We start from the raw sequence: 18,380 nt of genomic DNA, 5'->3' as shown, positions 1-18,380 counted from the left end.
GACGCCGCGCCCGAATGCCGTGGAGGGAGTCTGCGGTGCCCGACAAGAGTGTTCGCGCACCCTTCTGGTTCCGCGCCGTCACCGGACCCGGCGCCCACGTGTCCGGCGTCCGCGCGGCGCTGGCCGCCGGGGGCTTGGACCCGAGGCCGTGGGAACCGGGTGTGCCGGGCCCGGGGGTGCTGCTGTACACCTCGCTGGACGGGGAAGCCCGGGCGGCCCTGCGCGAGGTCCGCCACGGCGGCCGGGTCCTCGCCCTGTGCCTGGCCCGTGAAGGGGTCCGCCCCGCCGAGGCCTGGGCCCTGCTCCAAAGTGGCGCCCAGGACGTCATGGCCTGGGGTGAGGGCCGGGACGCCGACGTCGCCGCCGTCCTGTCCCGGATGGCCCGCTGGCGCCGTGTGGAGGAGCTGATGGACTCCTCGGCCGTACGCGACAACCTCGTCGGAGGCAGCACGGTGTGGCGGTCGGTGCTCGAGGACGTGGTCGAGACCGCCTACTTCACGGACAACCCGGTGCTGCTGACCGGGGAGACCGGAACCGGCAAGGAGTTGGCGGCCCGGCTCGTCAACGCCCTCGACCAGCGGTCGGCCCGAACGCCCCTCGTCCTCGTGGACTGCACGACGATCACCCCGACACTGGCGGGGAGCGAGTTCTTCGGGCACGAGAAGGGCAGCTTCACGGGCGCGCTCTCGGCCCGTGACGGTGCCTTCGCGCTGGCCGACCAGGGCACCCTCTTCCTCGACGAGGTCGGTGAACTCCCACCGGACCTGCAGGCCGAACTCCTCCGGGTGGTCCAGGAGGGCACCTACAAACGGGTCGGCGGGAACACCTGGCTCTCCACGCGGTTCCGCCTGGTCTGCGCAACCAACCAGGACCTGGAGGAGTGTATCCGCCAGGGGCGTTTCCGCGGCGACCTCTTCTACCGCATCGCCGCGTCACGGTTCCACCTGCCGCCGCTGCGCGAGCGCCCCGACGACATCCTCCCCCTCGCCGACCACTTTCTGGAGCAGCTGATACCCGGACACCCCCGTCCGCACTTCGACCCGGCCGTCCGGGACATGCTGGTGGGTCTGCGCTATCCGGGAAACGTCCGCGAACTCCGACAGCTGGTGGCGCGGATCACCGCACGGCACGCCGGCTCCGGGGCGATCACGGCAGGGGCCGTTCCCCCCTCCGAACGCCCCCGTCCGGACCCCGACCCGGTCGACCGCTCCCTGACCGTGCCCCTGCGGCTCGCCGCGGTGCAGGGGGTGACGCTGGCCGAGGTCACCGAAGCGGCCCGGAACGAGATGATCGCGCTGGTGATCGCGGACGAGACGGAACGGGGCCGTCCGGGGCGGCTGCGCCGGGCCGCGGACCGCCTCGGGGTGAGTGTGCGAACCCTCCAGATGTGGCAGCGCTCGCACTCCGCCCAGGCCGTTGGCGGTACCGGCGCACCGGAGGCCTGAGCCCTCACCCGGCGGGCTCGCGACCCCAGTTCCGCCACCGGTCGGGGATGGCGTTGGCGCCCTTGAGGTGGAAGCCCGGGCCGCCGTCCTTCAGACCCAGTTCGTCCACCCCCCACTGGCCGACGTTGTACCAGATGTCGGGTCCGGGACAGTTCTCCCGTGTTCCGCTGGCCTGCCGGTGCGCCAGGACGTGGGTCAGGCCGATCTCCCCGCGCAGGTGGCGCAGCAGTCCTCGGCCCGCCGCCACCTGGGCCCTGGTCAGCTGGTGGCAGCCGAACCTGTCCGGCCGCCAGCATCTGCCCCGGACGTCGGGCAGGTTGCCCGCGAACTCGACGGCCACGCTGCCGGAGTTGAACCCGTTGGACGCGAACAGGTAGGTGGTGACCGGATGGAGCCTGGCCGCCTTCCCGTCCGGGGTGATGACGAAGTGCGCAGTAACCGTGTCGTACCTGGCCAGGTCGTCACCGCGGCTGAACGCCATCTGGTGCAGGACCAGGGCGTAGACGGAACCGGCCGGTCTCGGCGCCGGACGCTTCTTCGTGGACTTCGCGAAACGGGTGCGGTCCTGGACGGTGAAGCCCCCCGGGAAGGGCCACCAGGAGAGGAAACCCTCTTCTTCCGGTGGTTCCTCAGCGGCGAGCAGAGCGTCGATCGGCCGCCTCCCGGCACTGTTGTGAGTCATCTGGAACTCCTCGGTCCGTCATGGTGCCGACGCGGTCGCGTCGGCACCATGACGGGTGGGTGTCAGCCGGAGGACGCCGCCCGGGGCCCCTCCCGCCGGGCCAACAGCTCGGACGGTTCGGTGTAGCGGATCCTCATCTGCTCGGCGTGGATGGTGTCGGCGGACAGGTCCACACCGGTGGCGGAACGGTAGGCGTGGATGTAGCCCTGGATCTCCGGCCGCCAGAACCGTGCCCAGTTGGAGGCCCTGTTGACGTCGGAGGCGTCCACCCAGTCGTCGTAGCGGACCGAGAGCAGGATCTGCTCGCCGAAGACGGCCAGGTCCCGGAAGTGCGAGACCCCGGCCGTCGGCCACCCCTGCAGGGAGGCCATCGTCTCCACCCGGCCCATCCAGGGTTCCGCGTAGGGGACCATGGCCCGCCCGCCCAGGAAGTCACGCATCTCCGGGCGGGCCAGGAGCCACTGCATGATCAGCATCTCCTGCCGTGCCTGCCAGGGCAGGTCCCCGAACTGGTTGTGCGCTCCCTGCGCCAGGATCAGGTGCAGTTCCTTGAGCGCGTTCAGCAGCGGAAACCCGTCAGCGCGGTAGTTGGTGTCGTCGTCCTCCTTGAAGAACACCGTCGCCAGGTGCATCAGGTTGTGGAAGGCCTCCAGGAACCTGCTGCGGCTGTCGGCCGTGCGCATCTGGGGCACCGCCTTGCCCCGCAGCCGCAGCCCGTAGTGGTGGTCGTACTCGTAGGCGCGGCGCAGCACGCTCAGCCGACGCGACTCGTCCTGGATGTACCCCCAGATCAGGTTGTTCAGCGGACGCAGGGGGTCGATCTCCAGATTGGCGAGCGGGTTGCCCCGGCCGACCACCCGGTTCTGGAAGCGCATGCTGACCGCCTGCATGGTCTGCACGAGCATGCCCTGCTCCTGCCAGTACGACCAGATGAGCTCCAGCAGGCAGTCCGGCGACAGGCGCGAACGGACGATGCCGTAGCGCCCGGGCGGGGCGCTGCCCTTGAGCGGAAGCTCGGCGAGGGCCCGGATGATCCGCTCGGTGTACGGCAGCACCTTGCCCCGGGAGGTGCCGTTCTCCTGCGTGAGATCGACACCGTTCTCCTCCGCGAGGTCGACCAGGTACCGCTCCCGGTAGCTCTCGTTGAGCTCCTGGAAGTCGGCGAGGTCGTGGTGCCGCAGCCGCTTGACGCTCTCCTCGTTCGCGGCCTCGGTGGATCGCGCCCTCTCCCGGGCGGTACCCACCTCGCACATGAGGAACTTCTCCGTGGCCTCGCGCAGGTGCTCGTAGGCGTCGGCTCCGAAGTACGGCGACCGTGCCATGCCCCCCGGGCCCCCGTCCTCGACGGAGCCGTACTCCTCGGAGAACACCCTGTTCAGGTAGGTGTCGTAGGCGTCGTAGGAGAGCGCCGCCGAGCGCTCGCGGATCTTGGCGAAGAGCAGTTCGTTGGACGTGTCCACGTCCTCCTCGCGCTGCGTGGTGACCGGGCCCTCGATCTTGACGCGCCTGGGCTCGGGGAAGTTCACCCGCCTGGGCTCGTCGAAGACCGGCTCGGCGGCCTCGGCGATCGCGAGCACCTGCTGGACCTGCTCCGGCTTCGTGCGGGCCGGCTTCTCGTCACCGTGCTCGCTGATGATGTCTGCCAGCAGGGCCTGGCTCAGGCTCTCCGCCACCGTGGAATCGTCGCGGATGAGCCAGAGCAGGCGCCTGGTCGTGTCGGACATCGTGCTACCCCCTCTCGGGTCCGTACCGGTCAGACTCCGGTGATGATGATGCTGCGGCCGCGGCGCACCCAGCGCCCCGAGCGGGGCGTGGTGGCGAGCTCCGAGTCACCACGCACCAGACCGGGCGCGTACCGGCCCGCCGCGGCTTCGAGCGCCTGGCGCGCCGCGGCCTCCGGTTCCAGGTCCGGCGGTGTCAGGGCGGCCTGGACGGCCGCCTCGTTGGCCAGGCGCACGAACCTGCGGGCCACCTCGAACTCCTGGTCCTCGGGTGAGAGGCCCTCCAGTTCCAGCTCGAACATGTTCCCCGCGGCCGAGCCGAGCGCTGCCCCGGCCGTACCGCCCAGGGGTCCGCCGAGCGCCGTTCCGGCGGCGCCCCCGGCGATCGGCAGCGCCTTCCTGGCGACCCCCTTCAGGACGCCGCCCATCTTCTTGGCGACGGGCTTGCGCACGGTCCGCTTCACGGCCCGGCCCGCCCGTTTGGCGATCTTGCCCAGGAACTCGTCGAGTTCGGCGTCGGTGCCGGCCTCCAGCACCTCGGCCGCCAGTTCCAGTTCCTCGCCCTCGTCCATGTCCTCGGTGCCGCGGAAGGTCTCGCCGGCTTCGGCGTCCTCGTCGGAACCGTCGTCCTGTCCGCCGTGCCCGGAGTCCTCCGGGAACCCGAACTCGTCCACCGGCTCCCCTCCTCCGGACAGCGAGCGTCCGGTACCGGAGAAGGCCCCCTGTTCCCGAGCCGCCCTCAGCGCCGCGGTCAGCGCCGCCTTCCCGGGGTCATCGCTCCGCCCCGCCTGCGCGGCCAGACGCGCGGTGTCACCGGCGAAGCGCACCAGGCCGCGGGCGACCTCCAGGCTGACCTCCTCGTCCACCCCGCCGAACTCCAGCTCGCCCTGCCCCGCCCGGTCCAGCACGGCCTGGGAGATCCGCCGACCGATACGCTCTCCGGCGCTACCGGACCCCAGGCGCCGACCGACCGTTCGGCCGACGGCTCCGCCCAGGCTGGGGATGGCCTTGCGCGCCGCGCTCCCGACCGCGTCCCTGACCAGGCCTCCGGCCGCCCGGCCGACGTCGGAGCGCAGGGCGCGACCGGCGGTCTTCGCCGCACCCTTGAGGACCTTGCCGATGAACTGGTCGAGTTCGGCGGGGTCCTCCACGGTGATGAGCTCGTAGGCCAGTTCGGTCTCCTCGGTGGAGGTGTCGGACGGAGCCCAGCCGTCGGGCTCCTCCGTCTGGGCCGCGTACTCCATACGAATCAGATCGAGGTCGTGCATCGGTGATCCCTCCTCGCGCAACGGATGCCCTTGCACTCCACTGCCGCAAGAGGCGTGCCACGACCCTGGTGGCCAGAACGCGCAACGGATCGCGCACGGGGCGGGCTGCGGGGGCGAAAACGCGCAACGGGCTGCGCGACGGCGCGGATCCGCCGTTCAGCCGCGCTCGGAGGCGCGGGCGAAGCCGAGTTGGAGGCGGTACTTGACCACCGTGCGCCGGGCGACGCGGTGACCGCGCCGGGACAGTTCCGCGGCCAGTTCGGCGTCCGTGAGCGGGTGCCGCTCCGTCTCGAGGATGGTTCGCAGCTCTTCGCGCGCACGCGGCGCGGTGGGGAAGAAGTCCGCGAACGGAACCACCACCCCCGAGGGCAGGAGCACCCTGCGGTCCCTGACCGCGCGCCCCACGGTGGACTCGTGCAGACCCAAGCGGTCGGCCAAGGCGGCTCTGGTCAGCGGGCGCAGGCCCGCGGCCCCGTGCAGCACGAACTCCCGCTGGTGGTCCACGGCGGCCTCCGCCACCTCGTGCATCGTCTCCCACCGCCGTGAGACCCGGTTCAGGAAGGTCCGAGCCGCCGCGACGGCGCCCCGGACGTACTCGGCCTCGGCCTGCCCCAGGCCCTGACCGCACGTGAGCCGCGCGAAGCGTTCATCCAGGCCCAGGCGCACCCGGTCGGCCTCCACGACCCGCACCGCGACGGAGGAACCGTCCGAGAGAACGGCCAGGTCGGGAACCGCGAACGGTACCGGCTCGGAGCACTCCCCGTCGACGTCAAGGACAGGGTAGGGGTGCAGGACCGTGCGGATGAGGTCCCTGGCCGCGGCCACCTCGGCCGGCTCCCTGCCCAGCGCATGCGCCGCGGCCGGGACACCGCCCCGGGTGAGCGGGCCCGGTTCCGCCACCATCTCGCGGGCCAGTTCCACCAGGGGAGAGTCCCCGAGTGCGGCCAGGTCGAGCAGCAGGTGCTCACCCAGGCTCGTCGCGGCCGCGCCCGGGCACGTCAGCGAGCGCAGTGCGGCGACGACCCGGTCCACGCACCGCCGGTCGACGTCCAGGGCCCCGGCGATCTCCGCGGGCCCGGTGTCCAGGATGCCGTGCTCGTCCAGGCTCGCCACCACGTAGCGGGCCACCCGGGCCTCGGCCCCGGGAAGTGTGGCGCAGAGGTCACGCAGGAGGACCTCTGCGGTGGTGACCGTGGCGGGGGCGTACTCGCCGGGGTCGGCGGTGAGTGTGCGGTCCGTGTCCGTGCGCCGCCGACCGGGGCGGCAGCACGGCCCGGGGACGACGCCGCCGCACACCGGACAGGGGGCGTCGACGCGCTCGAGCGCCGGATTGGCGTCGAGTTCGGCGGCCACGGCCGCCTCGAACCCGGTCGCGTCCAGCGCGAGTAGCTGCGCGGCCAGGACCTGTTCGGGTGAGCAGCGTGCCTCCATACGGGCGAGGGGCACCTGCCCCATGACAAGGTGCATGGCGACCTCCACGCCTCAGCCCCGGTCAGGTATCGAGCATCTCACGTGTCGCGCGGGGCAGGCGGGCACGGCCGGGTCGGCGGCGGCCCGCTCCCGGCCCAGGGCGCGGCCGAGCGCCCAGGAGCGCAGCAGCCCGTCGACCAGGCGGCCCTCGTCACGGGGGCCCACCGTCCCGTCGGCCTTGGCCTGTCCGACCACGGCGAAGGCCAGGGAGGGCGACAGGAGGGCCGCCGTGCGGGGGTCGCGCCGCCATCGTTCGGCGATCGCCGAGAGCCGCTGCGGGGTCCGGTCCGTGAGCGCCATCGCCTGGGCCAGCGTCCGTGTGCCCAGCGCGGACGAGCGGTGCCCGGCCAGCAGTTCCACCAGTTCGGGGATGGTGGCCGCCAAACGTGCGAACTCCTCTCGCCGACCGGATCCGAGGGGGTAGAGCTCGACCCAGGTCCGGCGCAGGCGCTCCCACTGCGGGTGGGGGTACAGGCGTGCGCCGACGGCGGCGCTCAGCAGCACGCGGATCCAGGGCGGTGGGTGCGGGTCGTCCGCTCCCCACCGGAAGACGAAGGCCCTGGGCAGGCTCACCACCTGGATGAGCCCGAGTGTGCTGCACACGCCGACACTCGCCACGGCCCACAGGTCCGGGATGATCTCCCCCAGCCACCGCTCCCACAGGCGCCAGACCGCACGGTCGCGCGCGGGCGCGTCCGCCGCGTGCAGCGCCACCTCCCCGGCCACGGAATCCCTGAGTCCGAGCAGGGCGTCGCCCTGGTGGCCGACCTCGTGCATGAGGGAGGAGGCGACACCGCTGCCGATCATCCGCTCGCGGGGCACGCGCACGATGGCGACCGGGTTCTCGGCCCCGCCGGGCAGCCGGGTCCTGGCACGGCGGATGGCGGCCCCGGGGCCGCGGTCGAGGTAGCACGCGACCTCGGGCAGGCGCTCGCGCACCCCCGGTGCCACGGTGCCGGTCCGCAACCCGTCCGCCGCCGCGACGTCCAACCCGGCCAGCCACACACCCGTCCCGTGCTCGCTGCGCTGGGTCACCACGTCGGAGAACAGGTCGAACTGGGACAACAGGGTGTTGAACTCCAGGCGCAGGACGACGAAGACCCGCTGGGCACGGGCGGCGTCGGCCTCCCCCGTATCCGACCGCAGCCATGACAGGTACCGCTTGATCCGCCGGCGGAGCCGAGCCCGGCCGTGGTGCAGGAAGTACTCCAGCCGGCACAGCGCACGCGAGTGGAGCGCGGCGGCCGGGACCATGGTCTCGCTCAGGGAGAACGGCTGCACGTGTTCCAACCGGACCAGCAGGGCGACGGCCTCCGACTCCAACATCGAGAGGGGACTGCCCACCGGCGGTCCCGTTCCCGCCGGGCTACACGCGGACGCACGCGGCCATCGCACCCGGTCCATCGTCGCCTCCCAGGTCGGCAGTGGGGTCGCCCCGCCACCCGCACCGAGCGGCGGTACACCTGGAGGCCGCAAGATCCGTGCCAGGGTCCGGGTCGGGGTCCCGGGTCTCCCCGGGGCCCGGAGCACGCCCTGCTCGGCCGGTGAGGGCGTGCCCCTCCGCCGTGGCCCGTCGCACCTGTGACGCGTCCGGCGACGGCGCCTAACCGCGCAGGTAGGCCTGGTGGGCGAGTTCGCGGCACACGAGGGCGAAGTCCAGCCCCGCGGCGGCGGCCGCCATCGGGAACGTGGAGGTCTCGGTCAGGCCGGGGGCGACGTTGGTCTCCAGGAAGATCGGCTCGCCGCCGGCGTCCACGATGAGGTCGGTCCGGGAGAAGTCGCGCAGCCCCAGGGTGCGGTGGGCGGTCAGGGCCACCTCGGTGGCGGCGGCCAGGACCGACTCCTCCAGCCGGGCCGGGCAGAAGAACTCGGTGCGGCCCGCGGTGTAGCGGGCGGCGTAGTCGTAGACGCCGCCGTCCGGGACGATCTCCACCGGGGGCAGCGCCACGGGGCCCTCCCCGGTGTCGAGGACGCCGACGGCCAGTTCGGTGCCCTGGACCTGCTCCTCCACGAGGGCGGAGTCGCTGTAGGCGAAACAGGAGACCAGCGCCGCCGACAGGTCGCTGACCGAGGCCACCGGGGTGGCGCCGAAGGCGGAACCGCCGCGGTCGGGCTTGACGAACAGCGGCAGGCCGATCCGGTCGGCGAGACGGCCCAGCAGCGCGGGAGCGCCCAGGTCGTGGAAGGCCGACTTGGGCAGGGTGGCGCCGCGCGGCACGCGCACGCCCTTCTCGGCGAGCAGGGCCTTGGCCGCGGGCTTGGTGTAGGCCAGGCGGCAGGCGTCGGGGCGGGCGCCCACGTAGGGCGCGCCGACCAGTTCCAGGACCTCGCGGATCGCGCCGTCCTCCCCCGCGGCCCCGTGCAGGACGGGGAAGACCACCTGGGGCGGGTCGGCGGCAAGCCGGTCCAACAGACCGGAGCCGACGTCGGCGACCTGCACCTCGACGTCGAGTCGGCGCAGGGCCTCGGCGACGCTGCGGCCGGAGTGGACACTCACCTCGTGTTCGGGGGACAGGCCTCCGGCGAGGACGAGAACCCGGTCAAGGTCAGCCACGGCGCGGACCTCCTTCTGTGCTGCTGTCATGGTGCTCTTGCCCTTACGCGGGAATGTCAGGGCAGGTCAGGGGTGGGTGCCTGGCTGCCTTCGGTGGTCGGGGTGATCGCGGGGCCGAACGTGTCGCGCAGGTCGATCTCGCCCTCGATCGCGGTGACGAGGCGGCGCACGCCCTCACGGATCTGCTCGGGGGTGGGGTAGCAGAAGCTCAGGCGCATGCTGTCACGGCCGCGGTCGTCGGCGTAGAAGCCGGTGCCGGGCACGTAGGCCACCCGCTCGTTGACGGCGCGCGGCAGCATCGCCTTGGCGTCGATGCCCTCGGGCAGGGTGGCCCAGACGAAGAACCCGCCCTCGGGTTTGGTCCAGGTACACCCGGAGGGCATCATCGCCTCCAGGGAGCCGAGCATCGCGTCGCGGCGCTCACTGTACATGGAGTTGAAGGCCTTGATCTGTTCCTTCCAGGGGAAGGTTTTCAGGTAGCGGCGGACCACGAGCTGGTTGAACGTGGAGTGGCTGAGCATCGCGGACTCCGCGGCCAGGACCAGTTTGGCGCGCACGGCCGAGGGGGCCAGGGCCCAGCCGATGCGCAGGCCCGGGGAGAGGGTCTTGGAGAACGAGCCGAGGTAGATGACGTTTCCGTTGCCCTGGGAGTACAGGGTGGGCTCGGGTTCGCCGTCGTAGCGGAGCAGACCGTAGGGGTTGTCCTCGATGACGAGCACGTCGTGGCGCTCGCAGGCCTCCATGACCCGGGCTCGGCGCTCGGCGCTCATCGTGATGCCCGCGGGGTTCTGGAAGTTGGGGATCGTGTAGAAGAACTTGGCCGGCCGCCCGTCCAGTTCGGCGCGGACGAGCGCCTCCTCCAACTCCTCGGGGATGACGCCCTGCTCGTCCAGGCCCACGTGGCGGATGTCGGCCTGGAAGGCGGCGAAGGTGTTGATGGCGGTGACGTAGGTGGGGGCCTCGGTGAGGACGACGTCGCCGGGGTCGACGAAGACCCGGGTGAGCAGGTCCAGTGCCTGTTGGGAGCCGACCGTGACGATGACGTCGTCGGGGCTGGCCCGGACGCCTTCGAGCGTCATGTAGTCGCAGATCTGCTCGCGCAGGACGGGGTCCCCCTGGGCCGACCCGTACTGCAGGGCCGTCGCGCCCTCCTCGGAGACGACGTCCTTGACCAGGTCGCCGAGCTGTTCGAGGGGCAGTGCCGCGACGTTGGGCATACCGCCCGCGAGGGAGACGATCTCCGGTCGGGACGCGACGGCGAAGAGTGCCCTGACCTCCGATGCGACCATGCCCTGTGCTCGGAGTGCGTAACGGCTGACGTGCGGGTCGATACGCGAACCCTGCTGGCTGGGCTGCTGCTCTCGGTGGTCAGCGGACACGATCCACCTCCGAAGGAAGGACGGTCTGTGGGGCCGTCGGTACGGGACGACCCGGGGATCGTCGTTGGTCCCTGGTTCGACGCCTCGTCGGGCCCCCTGGTTCACCGGATGCTCCCGTTGACGGCTGGGCCCCGGGTGCTCTCCGGTGGGGTGTTCGACTTGTGCGAACCGTGTTCGAACACGGTTCGGTAAATGTCCCGAGTGTAGCCCAGCGGCGGTGCGGGCGCGTTCGATCGGGGCTTTGTGCCCGCTGGTCGAACGCCCCGTGACCGCGGGGCCACCGGGTGTTCCACCGGGCAAGGTACCCGGATGAGTGGTGCGACTCACAGGAGGATGACCAGAACATTGAGCACTTTTCACACTTTCGCACCGAGTCGGACATAGGCCGATTGGAACCCATCAGCGACATTGGTCCGGTGGACCGCGTTTCCGGACAGGGAACGCAACCGACCCGGGGAGAAGCCATGGGAGTCCGCTCGACCGCCGCCACCGCCTCGATGGCACTGCTGCTGTGCGCGACGCTCACCTCGTGCTCGGCCGCGGAGGAACCGGAGCAGGAGGCCGACACCGCACTGCTGGAGCTGGAGCAGGCCGCCGACGCTCTGTCCGTGACGATCCTGCGCCCCGGCGCCGAGCGCGCCTTCGCCCGCAAGGGCCATCCCGTGGACGGCTCGCTCAGCTGTACCACCGCGCCCTCCGACGCCCACTCCCCGGATCCGTCCGAGGGCGACGGGGAGTCGGTCACCGCGGACGGGGCACGGGCCACCGCGCCGGACCAGGGCACGGACGAGGGCACGCCCCGGGTGCGGGGCGGCCGCCTGGAGGTGTTCTGCACCGGGCAGAGCCGTGACGGTGAACAGGTCAGCTTCGAGGGCCGCCTGCGGCGCGGGGCCCTGGCCGAACGCGAGGAGGGCGACGACAGCCTGCGCGGTGACTTCACCGGCCGCGTCGACGGGGAGGAGGTCTTCGCCATGGACTGTTTCCAGTGCTCACCCGCTCCCTCGCGGGCCTCGGAGGGCGACGGGGGCTGAGCCCCGGCCGGAGCAACGGTACGGCCCGGAGGCGCCGGTGCCTCCAGGCCGTACCGTCATGTGCGCGGGGCCCCGGAGGCTCCCCCGATCCTTCCGGGGCTCCAGCCCGTCGCGCGTCCGCGTTACGCCCCCGTTGCCCCCCTCAAGGCACGAAGGACGCGGAGCACCCCGCACCGGTGAACAGCCGCCGTGCCCTCTCTTGCCCGGAGGCCGCCCACCGATGGGCGGGCCGCGCACCACCAGTTGATCCCATCCGGACCCGAGCGGCAACGGTTGCAACAGGTTGCGGAGTCATCGCCCAGAGCAATCAAACAGGTCCTCGGGACGGGTGCGGTCCCGCAGCGCCCGCACCCCCGGCGCCAGCGAACCGGGCAGCAGGTCCAGCGGCGAGTCCGGGCCCAGGACACGAACGCGTACCTCGTCGGAGAACCGGTAGGGACGGCTCTCGATCACCCCGCCCAGGTTGCGCCGGACCCGGGAAAGCTCGGCCCGCACCGTCACCACGTGTTTGTCGGAGCCGAACACGTCCCGGGACAGCTGGACCGCGGAGCGCCCCTCCCGGTGCACCGCCAGCAGCAGGAGCAACTCGGTGTGGCGCGGGGACAGGCGCTGGGCCCACTCACCGCTGTCCCCGGCCACCGACACCGAGGGGGCACCGGGCCGGGCCAGGTCCAGGGTGACGGTGGAGGGGGCGGCCCCCTCCTCCGGCCGGGGACGGACCAGCCATCCGCCAGGCAGTGGTTCCAGGGCGCACTCCCCCAGGCCGGGGAGCCAGGCGGTGCCGCTCTCACAGTGCTTGGGCAGGAGCACCCGACGGACCGGTTCCATGTGGACCGCGGCCGCGGTCCACCCCGTGTCGTCCACGACCAGGGCGGGGCAGCTGAGCCCGGCCAGCAGCGGTGCGGCCACCGAGCGCAGCCGCTCCAGGTGGGTGTGGTGGATGCCCTGCAGGTGCGCCTCCGCCAGTTGGGCGACCGCGTTGACCAGGGCCAGGGTGGCGGGATGGATGGTGGAGACCGGGCCGGTGACGTCGATGGCTCCGAGCAGGCGGCCGTCACGGGGATCGTGCACGGGGGCGCAGGCACAGGTGAGGGCGTGCAGGCTACGGACGTAGTGTTCTGCCGAGTAGACCTGGACCGGCCTTCCCACCACGAGCGCGGTCCCGATGGCGTTGGTCCCGGTACTGCCCTCGTTCCAGTAGGCGCCCTCGACCAGGCCGACCCGGTCCCCGACCGCACGCATCCGATGGGAGCCCTCCCGCCACAGCACCCGGCCGGCGGCGTCCGTGACCAGCATGATGTGTTCGGCCTCGTCGGCCACCGAGACCAGGGAGCGGCGGATCAGCGGGAGCACCTCCGCGATCGGCGAGGCGTCCCGGTGGCGCTGGAGTTCGTCCAGCCGGGCCATCCTCGGCGGTGGCGCACTGTCCGGATCGATGCCGAAGCGGCGCATCCTCTCCCAGGAGTCCTCGATCACCGGGCGCAGCGGGGCGGGTGTCGGCCGTCCCGTGAGCAGCGCGTCATGGACACGGCGGAGCAGGACGGCGTGTTCGCGTGCGTCCGCCCCGGAGGGCAGGGCCGTATCCAACAGGGGAAACGTCATCTGGTGTTCGGGGCGGACGCCCCCGTCGTCGAACGGGGAAACCCCTACCTCCTTCTGTGTGGTGTAGGTGTCATCGTCGGCTCTCGGGAACGGGCGGAGGCACCCGCAACCGGATGCCCCGAATGGGCCCCGGGGGAACCCGGTGGTGCTGGGTCCGGAACCGCCCCTCGGGACCAGGACCCCCTCGTACGGCCCCGGCTCCCGATCCCGCCCGGCATCCACAAGTTTCCTGCTTCGGCTTCGGCGGGGCCAACAGAACCGGGATACTCGCTCGTTTCGGAAGGCGTTTCGGACAAACTCTTCTGTTTCCTGTGGGGGTTAACGCACCGGGAGTCCTTTTGGTCGGCCCGCACCGCCGCGCACGGGTCCGAGCGCTCACCCCGTTCCGGGGGTGCCCGGTCCCTCCTGGACGTACCGGGTGAGGGCGAACCAGAGCCTCATGCGTTGCTCGGCGTCGGCCAGATCCGCCCCCAGTTCCCGTTCGATCCGGCCGATCCGGTAGCGGACGCTGTTGCGGTGGACGCCGAGGTCGGCGGCGGCGCGGTCCCAGTTGCCGTGGCGGGCGAGCCAGGCGTGCAGGGTCTCGCGCAGGGTGCGGGCGGCCTTGGTATCCCCGGCCAGCGGGCCCAGGAGGTCGCGGCTGAGACCGTGCGCCTCGACGGGGTCCACCAGTGCCTCGAACGGGTCGGTGTCCCGGGCCCAGAGCATCGGTGCTCCCACCGCACGGGCGCGGGCCAGCAGGGAGGCCGCCTTCCGGTCGGCCCCGGGCAGCTCCTGCGGCGCGACCGCCGGCCCGAGCACGGCGACCCATCCGTGCGCCCGGAGCAGGTCCAGGTGTTCGCGGTGGGCCGCCTCCCCCCGGTCGGTGAGCACGGCCCGCACGAGGGGTCCGTCCCCGGGGTCCGCGCCGTTCCCGGGGCGGTCGACCAGCTGTGTGCCCAGGGGGAGGTCGCCCGGGGCGGTGCCCTGCCCCCGGGCCAGGGGCAGGGCCCGCAGCACCCGGTAGGCGCCGGGTTCGCCGCCCCGGCCGGCTACGCGCGCGCCCTCCCCGTGCGCGGCCCCGGTCCCGGTTCCACCCGGGTCCTTCCCACGCGCCTGGGCCGCGCGTGTGTCCGCGAGCGGAGCGAGCAGGGGCGCGGTCTCCCCGTCCGGGCCGCCGTCCAGCAGGAGCCGGGTGAGCAGCCGTCCGGGCACGGGCGGTTCCTCGTCGGCCGTACGGGAGAGCAGGTCGAGGAGGGCGGTGGCGGTGCGCAGGACGGCACGGTCGGCGATGCCCAGCGGTTCGGGACGGCCCACCAGGACCACGCCCCGTTCCTCCGGCGGTACACCGACCGTGTGCAGGAAGACCTCGTCGCCGCCGCTGGGGGCCTTGGCGCTGCGCGGGCCCGAGGGCGCGGCGAGCTTGGCGACCAGGGGGCGCAGGCCGGGGTCGGGCTCGGGGGGCGCGCCGGGGGTCCGGTACGCGGGCACCGAGGGATCCGAGGGTTCGAGGGCGGCCCAGCCGCCGAGGGACTGGGCCAGCACCGTCAGTACCCGTTCCACGGGGTCGGCCGCGGTGACCGCGCGGGCCAGCGCCTGGTGGGACTCACCCAGTCGACGCACGTCCCGCAGGTGGCGTTCCTCCAGTTCCTCGCCGACCGCGCGGCTGACCGCGGCGAAGGGCGTGGACTGGGGCACCTCCAACAGGGACAGCCCCTGGGCGCGGCACTGCCCGACGAGCCGTTCCGGAACGACCGCGTGTACCGGGGCGAGGCCGAAACCGACGGCGCCGACCCCGGCCCGGACCAGGGATCGCACGTAGTCGCGGACCCCCTCGGAGGTGACGGGCAGGTTGACGCCGGCGGTGAGCAGGAGCTCCCCGCCGCGCAGGTAGGCGGCCGGTTCCACCAGTTCGCTGGCCACGGCCCAGGTGATCGCGGGGTCCGACGCCTCCACCACGACGGTCAGGGCGAGGTCGTGGCGCCCCACGATCTCGCTGAGGGGCACGTCATGGCTGTCCGTCCCGCCCGTGCCCTCACCCATGCGCCTCCCGCTCCCTCTCCGCGACGACCCGCCCACCGCTTTTCTTGGATGGTTCGTCCAAGTTCCGGTCGACAATGGTGCGTTTCGACCACTGGAGCAGAGCCTACCGGCTGCCTACGCTGACGGGAGCACTGTGACCTGCGCCAACGTTGCCGCAGGTCGGGCCAGCCGTTCCCCTGGGGAAACGCCGCGGCCCACGAGCACCTCCCACGAGAGCTGACACCGGCGTCAGACCGCACCGACGAACAGGACCGGACCGTATGAACAGCCCGATCGGCCCCACCGACTCCAGCCTCGTCCCGCGTTTCGCGGGTCCGGCGACCTTCGCCCGGCTGCCCCGCATCGACCAGGTCGAGCGTGCCGACGTCGCCGTGATCGGCGTGCCCTTCGACACCGGGGTGTCCTACCGGCCCGGTGCCCGCTTCGGCCCCTCCGCGATCCGCGAGGCCAGCCGCCTGCTGCGCCCCTACCACCCGGGCCTGGACGTGGCCCCGTTCGAGCAGTTCCAGGTGGTCGACGGCGGTGACATCGCCGTGAACCCGTTCTCCGTCGGCGACGCCGTGGAGACCCTGGACCAGGGCGCCTCGAAGTTCGTCGAGGCCGGAACCCGACTGGTCACCCTGGGCGGCGACCACACGATCGCGCTGCCGCTGCTGCGTTCGCTGTACCGGCAGCACGGCCCGATCGCCCTGCTGCACTTCGACGCCCACCTGGACACCTGGGACACCTACTTCGGTGAGCCCTACACGCACGGCACCCCGTTCCGCCGGGCCGTGGAGGAGGGCATCCTCGACACCGAGGCGATCGCGCACGTGGGCACCCGCGGGCCGCTGTACGGCAAGCGCGACCTGGAGGACGACCGCCGGTTCGGCTTCGGCATCGTGACCGCCGCCGACGTGCTGCGCAAGGGCGTGGACGAGATCGCCGACGCGCTGCGCCAGCGGATCGGGAACCGGCCGCTGTACGTGTCCGTGGACATCGACGTCCTCGACCCGGCGCACGCCCCTGGCACCGGCACCCCGGAGGCCGGCGGAATCACCAGCCGCGAACTGTTGGAGATCCTGCGCGGACTGGCCGACCTGAACCTGGTGGGCGCCGACGTGGTGGAGGTCGCCCCGGCCTACGACCACGCCCAGATCACCTCCACCGCCGCCTCGCACGTGGCCTACGACCTGGTCAGCCTGTTGGCCCTCAACCACCGCGGACAGACGGGGAGCTGAGCCGCACGCCCCGGTACCGCCCGGGAAGGGCTCGGACCCCGGCGGGCCTGCGGGACCGCAGACGGGACCAGGTGAGTTCGGTGACGTGCCCGGCCTATGGCGTCGGCGGTGACACGGTCGCGCACCCGGATGGTCTCGCCCTCGAAGGGTGCGCCCCGCACGGCCGCCCGCCGGCAGGGAACGGTCCAGCTCTCCCGATGGGCCACCACGAATGCAGGGCGTACTTCAAGGGAACTGGGTTCACCGGCGGGAGGGTGGACTTCGCCGGAGCCTCCGGGACGTGCCCCGTCAAGCTGGTCGGACGGGGCAACCGAGCCGGACCTCTGCGCAAGGCTCGACGAACCATTCCTCTGGGGCCGCATCCGGTCCCTCTGTCCCGGGCCGGCCACAGGTCGATGTCCTACGCTCGCCTTCCGCACCAGCCGCCGGCACCGAAGGCCGCGAACACCGGTGGCGAATGTGGATTCGGCCGTTGCCCGGGTCGGGGCGCGCTCACCGACCTCGACCAGACGGGCGGCCATCCGAAGTTGGGCGCGCCGTGGCGGCCCGCCGGACTCGTCCACGCCCCGCCAGCCCCGGTACACGGGATCCGCGAAGCGGACCTGGACCTCCTCCCACACCCCCGCACCAGCGTGGCAACAGGAGCCCGATCAACCTCGGGCTCAGGCGTCCCACCGGGAGCGCGTTCCACACACCCGCGCCCCGGAGGGTCACCACCCGCCCCTGAGCGCCGAAAACATACCCGTAGACCTGGGTGATCGGCAGGCTCATTGGGGACGCTGACCGCCGTGCCAGACGTAGCTGACGCCCGTCTCCCCCGATCTGGAGGACGAGGCCTTCCTGCGTCGCGTGATCGGATCCGCCCCGAAAGCTCTCGACCGGAGCCGCGGGATCGCGGGGGTGGCCGACCGCTCGAACGGTGGCTCCTGTCTGCCCAGCTCCCAAGCTGGGGCCCTTCGCCGACGCATGTGACCCACCTCATTGTTGACAGTGCACACATGTTCGCCGTAGCCTCATGTAAGCACCGCACACATTGAGCGAGGGAGACACCGATGCCATCGACCCAGCAGGACACGGTCGAGGTCGACCTGGGAGGCCGCAAGGTCGCGGTCCCCAAGGGCGGCCTGTACGACCGCTACCGGATGGATACCGACCTCGACGAGGTCGCCCGTGATCCCCGCGTCAGCGGCGTCGACTTCTTCCGTCGGCTGCCCAAGACCAAGGTCGACTCCCCGATCGGCCCGACGCTCACGCCGAACTTCTACTACCGGATGTCGACCGCACGGACGACGATGCTCGCCCGGTCCCGCGCGCTCCGCTCCCGTCTGCCCGCGGAACTGGCACCGCTGGAGGTCGCGCCGGGCCTGGGGCTGGCCTCGGTCATGTTCTTCCGCTACGACGTGTGCGACATCGACTTCTACACCGAGGCCGCCGTCGCGATCCCGGTACGGCCCGCACGGCACGGTCGGCTCGGGTTCGTCGACCTCGTCTCGGGCCTGAAGAACGACGACCTCCACGCCTACGTCCTGTCCCTGCCGGTCAACAGCGACATCGCTCAGATCCGAGGCCACGACGGCTACGGTTTCCCCAAGTGGGTCACCGAACTCGACGTGGACATCGACTCCAGCAGAACCACCGCACGCGTGGCCAACGACTCCGGTGGCGACGATCTGAGCCTGACGGTGTCCACACCCGCTCAGACCACCTACCCCTCCGGCTCACGGGTCTCCACGCTCACCTCCTACACGTCGGTCGACGGCTCCTGGCACTCGACCCTGAACCAGACCAACGTCCTCTCGGCGGGGGGCACGAGCTCACCGCGCGACCTGGTCCTCAAGGCCGGTACCGGCCGTCTGACCGAGGACCTGCGCTCGCTCGACCCGATCCGGACCATCCGGCTCGACGTCACCACCGAGAGTCAGGCCGCCCTGCACATGCCGGTCCCGGTCTCGGTCCGGAACCGCTAGCGCGCGAAACCGAAGGAAA

The 18,380-nt window shown here is 72.2% G+C and carries 13 protein-coding genes; 4 read left to right on the top strand and 9 right to left on the bottom strand.

What is annotated here, in order from left to right:
• The first annotated feature begins 35 nt into the window (after nt 1-35).
• Nucleotides 36-1,445, top strand: a complete 1,410-nt coding sequence (locus tag ACUKCB_RS05910; protein WP_473039454.1) for a sigma 54-interacting transcriptional regulator — start codon at nt 36-38, stop codon at nt 1,443-1,445.
• 4 nt (nt 1,446-1,449) lie between these two features.
• Here the strand turns inward: ACUKCB_RS05910 and ACUKCB_RS05905 are convergent, their stop codons facing one another.
• From ACUKCB_RS05905 to ACUKCB_RS05875, 7 genes are all read right to left on the bottom strand, one after another.
• Nucleotides 1,450-2,127, bottom strand: a complete 678-nt coding sequence (locus ACUKCB_RS05905) for a peptidoglycan recognition protein family protein (protein WP_473039453.1) — start codon at nt 2,125-2,127, stop codon at nt 1,450-1,452.
• 62 nt (nt 2,128-2,189) lie between these two features.
• Nucleotides 2,190-3,851, bottom strand: coding sequence for a hypothetical protein (locus ACUKCB_RS05900; protein ID WP_473039452.1), 1,662 nt, complete (start codon nt 3,849-3,851; stop codon nt 2,190-2,192).
• A gap of 29 nt (nt 3,852-3,880) precedes the next feature.
• The gene (locus ACUKCB_RS05895; RefSeq protein WP_473039451.1) at nt 3,881-5,116 is read right to left on the bottom strand and encodes a hypothetical protein; all 1,236 of its coding nucleotides are present in this window, start codon (nt 5,114-5,116) and stop codon (nt 3,881-3,883) included.
• Nucleotides 5,117-5,272: 156 nt separating this feature from the next.
• Entirely contained in the window at nt 5,273-6,583 is a 1,311-nt protein-coding gene (locus ACUKCB_RS05890; RefSeq protein WP_473039450.1) for an RNA polymerase factor sigma-54, read from the bottom strand.
• A gap of 15 nt (nt 6,584-6,598) precedes the next feature.
• A complete protein-coding gene (locus tag ACUKCB_RS05885) occupies nt 6,599-7,930 on the bottom strand; it encodes a hypothetical protein (RefSeq protein WP_473039449.1) in 1,332 nt (443 codons plus the stop codon).
• A 259-nt stretch (nt 7,931-8,189) separates the two neighbouring features.
• Nucleotides 8,190-9,140 (bottom strand): D-alanine--D-alanine ligase family protein, encoded by a 951-nt coding sequence (locus tag ACUKCB_RS05880; protein WP_473039448.1) that lies wholly within the window; start codon nt 9,138-9,140, stop codon nt 8,190-8,192.
• A gap of 56 nt (nt 9,141-9,196) precedes the next feature.
• Nucleotides 9,197-10,429, bottom strand: coding sequence for an aminotransferase-like domain-containing protein (locus ACUKCB_RS05875; protein WP_473040937.1), 1,233 nt, complete (start codon nt 10,427-10,429; stop codon nt 9,197-9,199).
• Between the two features lie 554 nt (nt 10,430-10,983).
• Between ACUKCB_RS05875 and ACUKCB_RS05870 the strand changes: the two genes are divergently transcribed.
• Nucleotides 10,984-11,550 (top strand): hypothetical protein, encoded by a 567-nt coding sequence (locus tag ACUKCB_RS05870; RefSeq protein WP_473039447.1) that lies wholly within the window; start codon nt 10,984-10,986, stop codon nt 11,548-11,550.
• A gap of 291 nt (nt 11,551-11,841) precedes the next feature.
• Here the strand turns inward: ACUKCB_RS05870 and ACUKCB_RS05865 are convergent, their stop codons facing one another.
• Both ACUKCB_RS05865 and ACUKCB_RS05860 read right to left on the bottom strand, forming a co-directional pair.
• On the bottom strand, nt 11,842-13,152 hold the full coding sequence (locus tag ACUKCB_RS05865) for a GAF domain-containing protein (RefSeq protein ID WP_473039446.1): 1,311 nt from the start codon (nt 13,150-13,152) through the stop codon (nt 11,842-11,844).
• Nucleotides 13,153-13,527: 375 nt separating this feature from the next.
• Entirely contained in the window at nt 13,528-15,174 is a 1,647-nt protein-coding gene (locus ACUKCB_RS05860; RefSeq protein ID WP_473039444.1) for a PucR family transcriptional regulator, read from the bottom strand.
• Between the two features lie 260 nt (nt 15,175-15,434).
• On the opposite strand from ACUKCB_RS05860, the gene speB reads away from it, so the two are divergent.
• Together speB and ACUKCB_RS05850 are read left to right on the top strand one after the other, a co-directional pair.
• Nucleotides 15,435-16,394, top strand: a complete 960-nt coding sequence (gene speB / locus ACUKCB_RS05855; RefSeq protein WP_473039443.1) for an agmatinase — start codon at nt 15,435-15,437, stop codon at nt 16,392-16,394.
• A gap of 1,052 nt (nt 16,395-17,446) precedes the next feature.
• Nucleotides 17,447-18,361, top strand: coding sequence for an acetoacetate decarboxylase family protein (locus tag ACUKCB_RS05850; protein WP_473039442.1), 915 nt, complete (start codon nt 17,447-17,449; stop codon nt 18,359-18,361).
• The last annotated feature ends 19 nt before the right edge of the window (nt 18,362-18,380 follow it).

Source organism: Nocardiopsis moroccensis (assembly GCF_055763695.1).
Note: the sequence above shows the minus strand (reverse complement) of the source record. Positions and strands in the feature narration are given on the sequence as shown.

Coding starts and splice junctions, on each gene's coding strand:
- ACUKCB_RS05905 (WP_473039453.1), bottom strand. CDS start 2,127: ATGACTCACAACAGTGCCGGGAGGCGGCCGATCGACGCTCTGCTCGCC.
- ACUKCB_RS05900 (WP_473039452.1), bottom strand. CDS start 3,851: ATGTCCGACACGACCAGGCGCCTGCTCTGGCTCATCCGCGACGATTCC.
- ACUKCB_RS05895 (WP_473039451.1), bottom strand. CDS start 5,116: ATGCACGACCTCGATCTGATTCGTATGGAGTACGCGGCCCAGACGGAG.
- ACUKCB_RS05890 (WP_473039450.1), bottom strand. CDS start 6,583: ATGCACCTTGTCATGGGGCAGGTGCCCCTCGCCCGTATGGAGGCACGC.
- ACUKCB_RS05875 (WP_473040937.1), bottom strand. CDS start 10,429: ATGGTCGCATCGGAGGTCAGGGCACTCTTCGCCGTCGCGTCCCGACCG.
- ACUKCB_RS05870 (WP_473039447.1), top strand. CDS start 10,984: ATGGGAGTCCGCTCGACCGCCGCCACCGCCTCGATGGCACTGCTGCTG.
- ACUKCB_RS05865 (WP_473039446.1), bottom strand. CDS start 13,152: ATGACGTTTCCCCTGTTGGATACGGCCCTGCCCTCCGGGGCGGACGCA.
- ACUKCB_RS05860 (WP_473039444.1), bottom strand. CDS start 15,174: ATGGGTGAGGGCACGGGCGGGACGGACAGCCATGACGTGCCCCTCAGC.
- speB (WP_473039443.1), top strand. CDS start 15,435: ATGAACAGCCCGATCGGCCCCACCGACTCCAGCCTCGTCCCGCGTTTC.
- ACUKCB_RS05850 (WP_473039442.1), top strand. CDS start 17,447: ATGCCATCGACCCAGCAGGACACGGTCGAGGTCGACCTGGGAGGCCGC.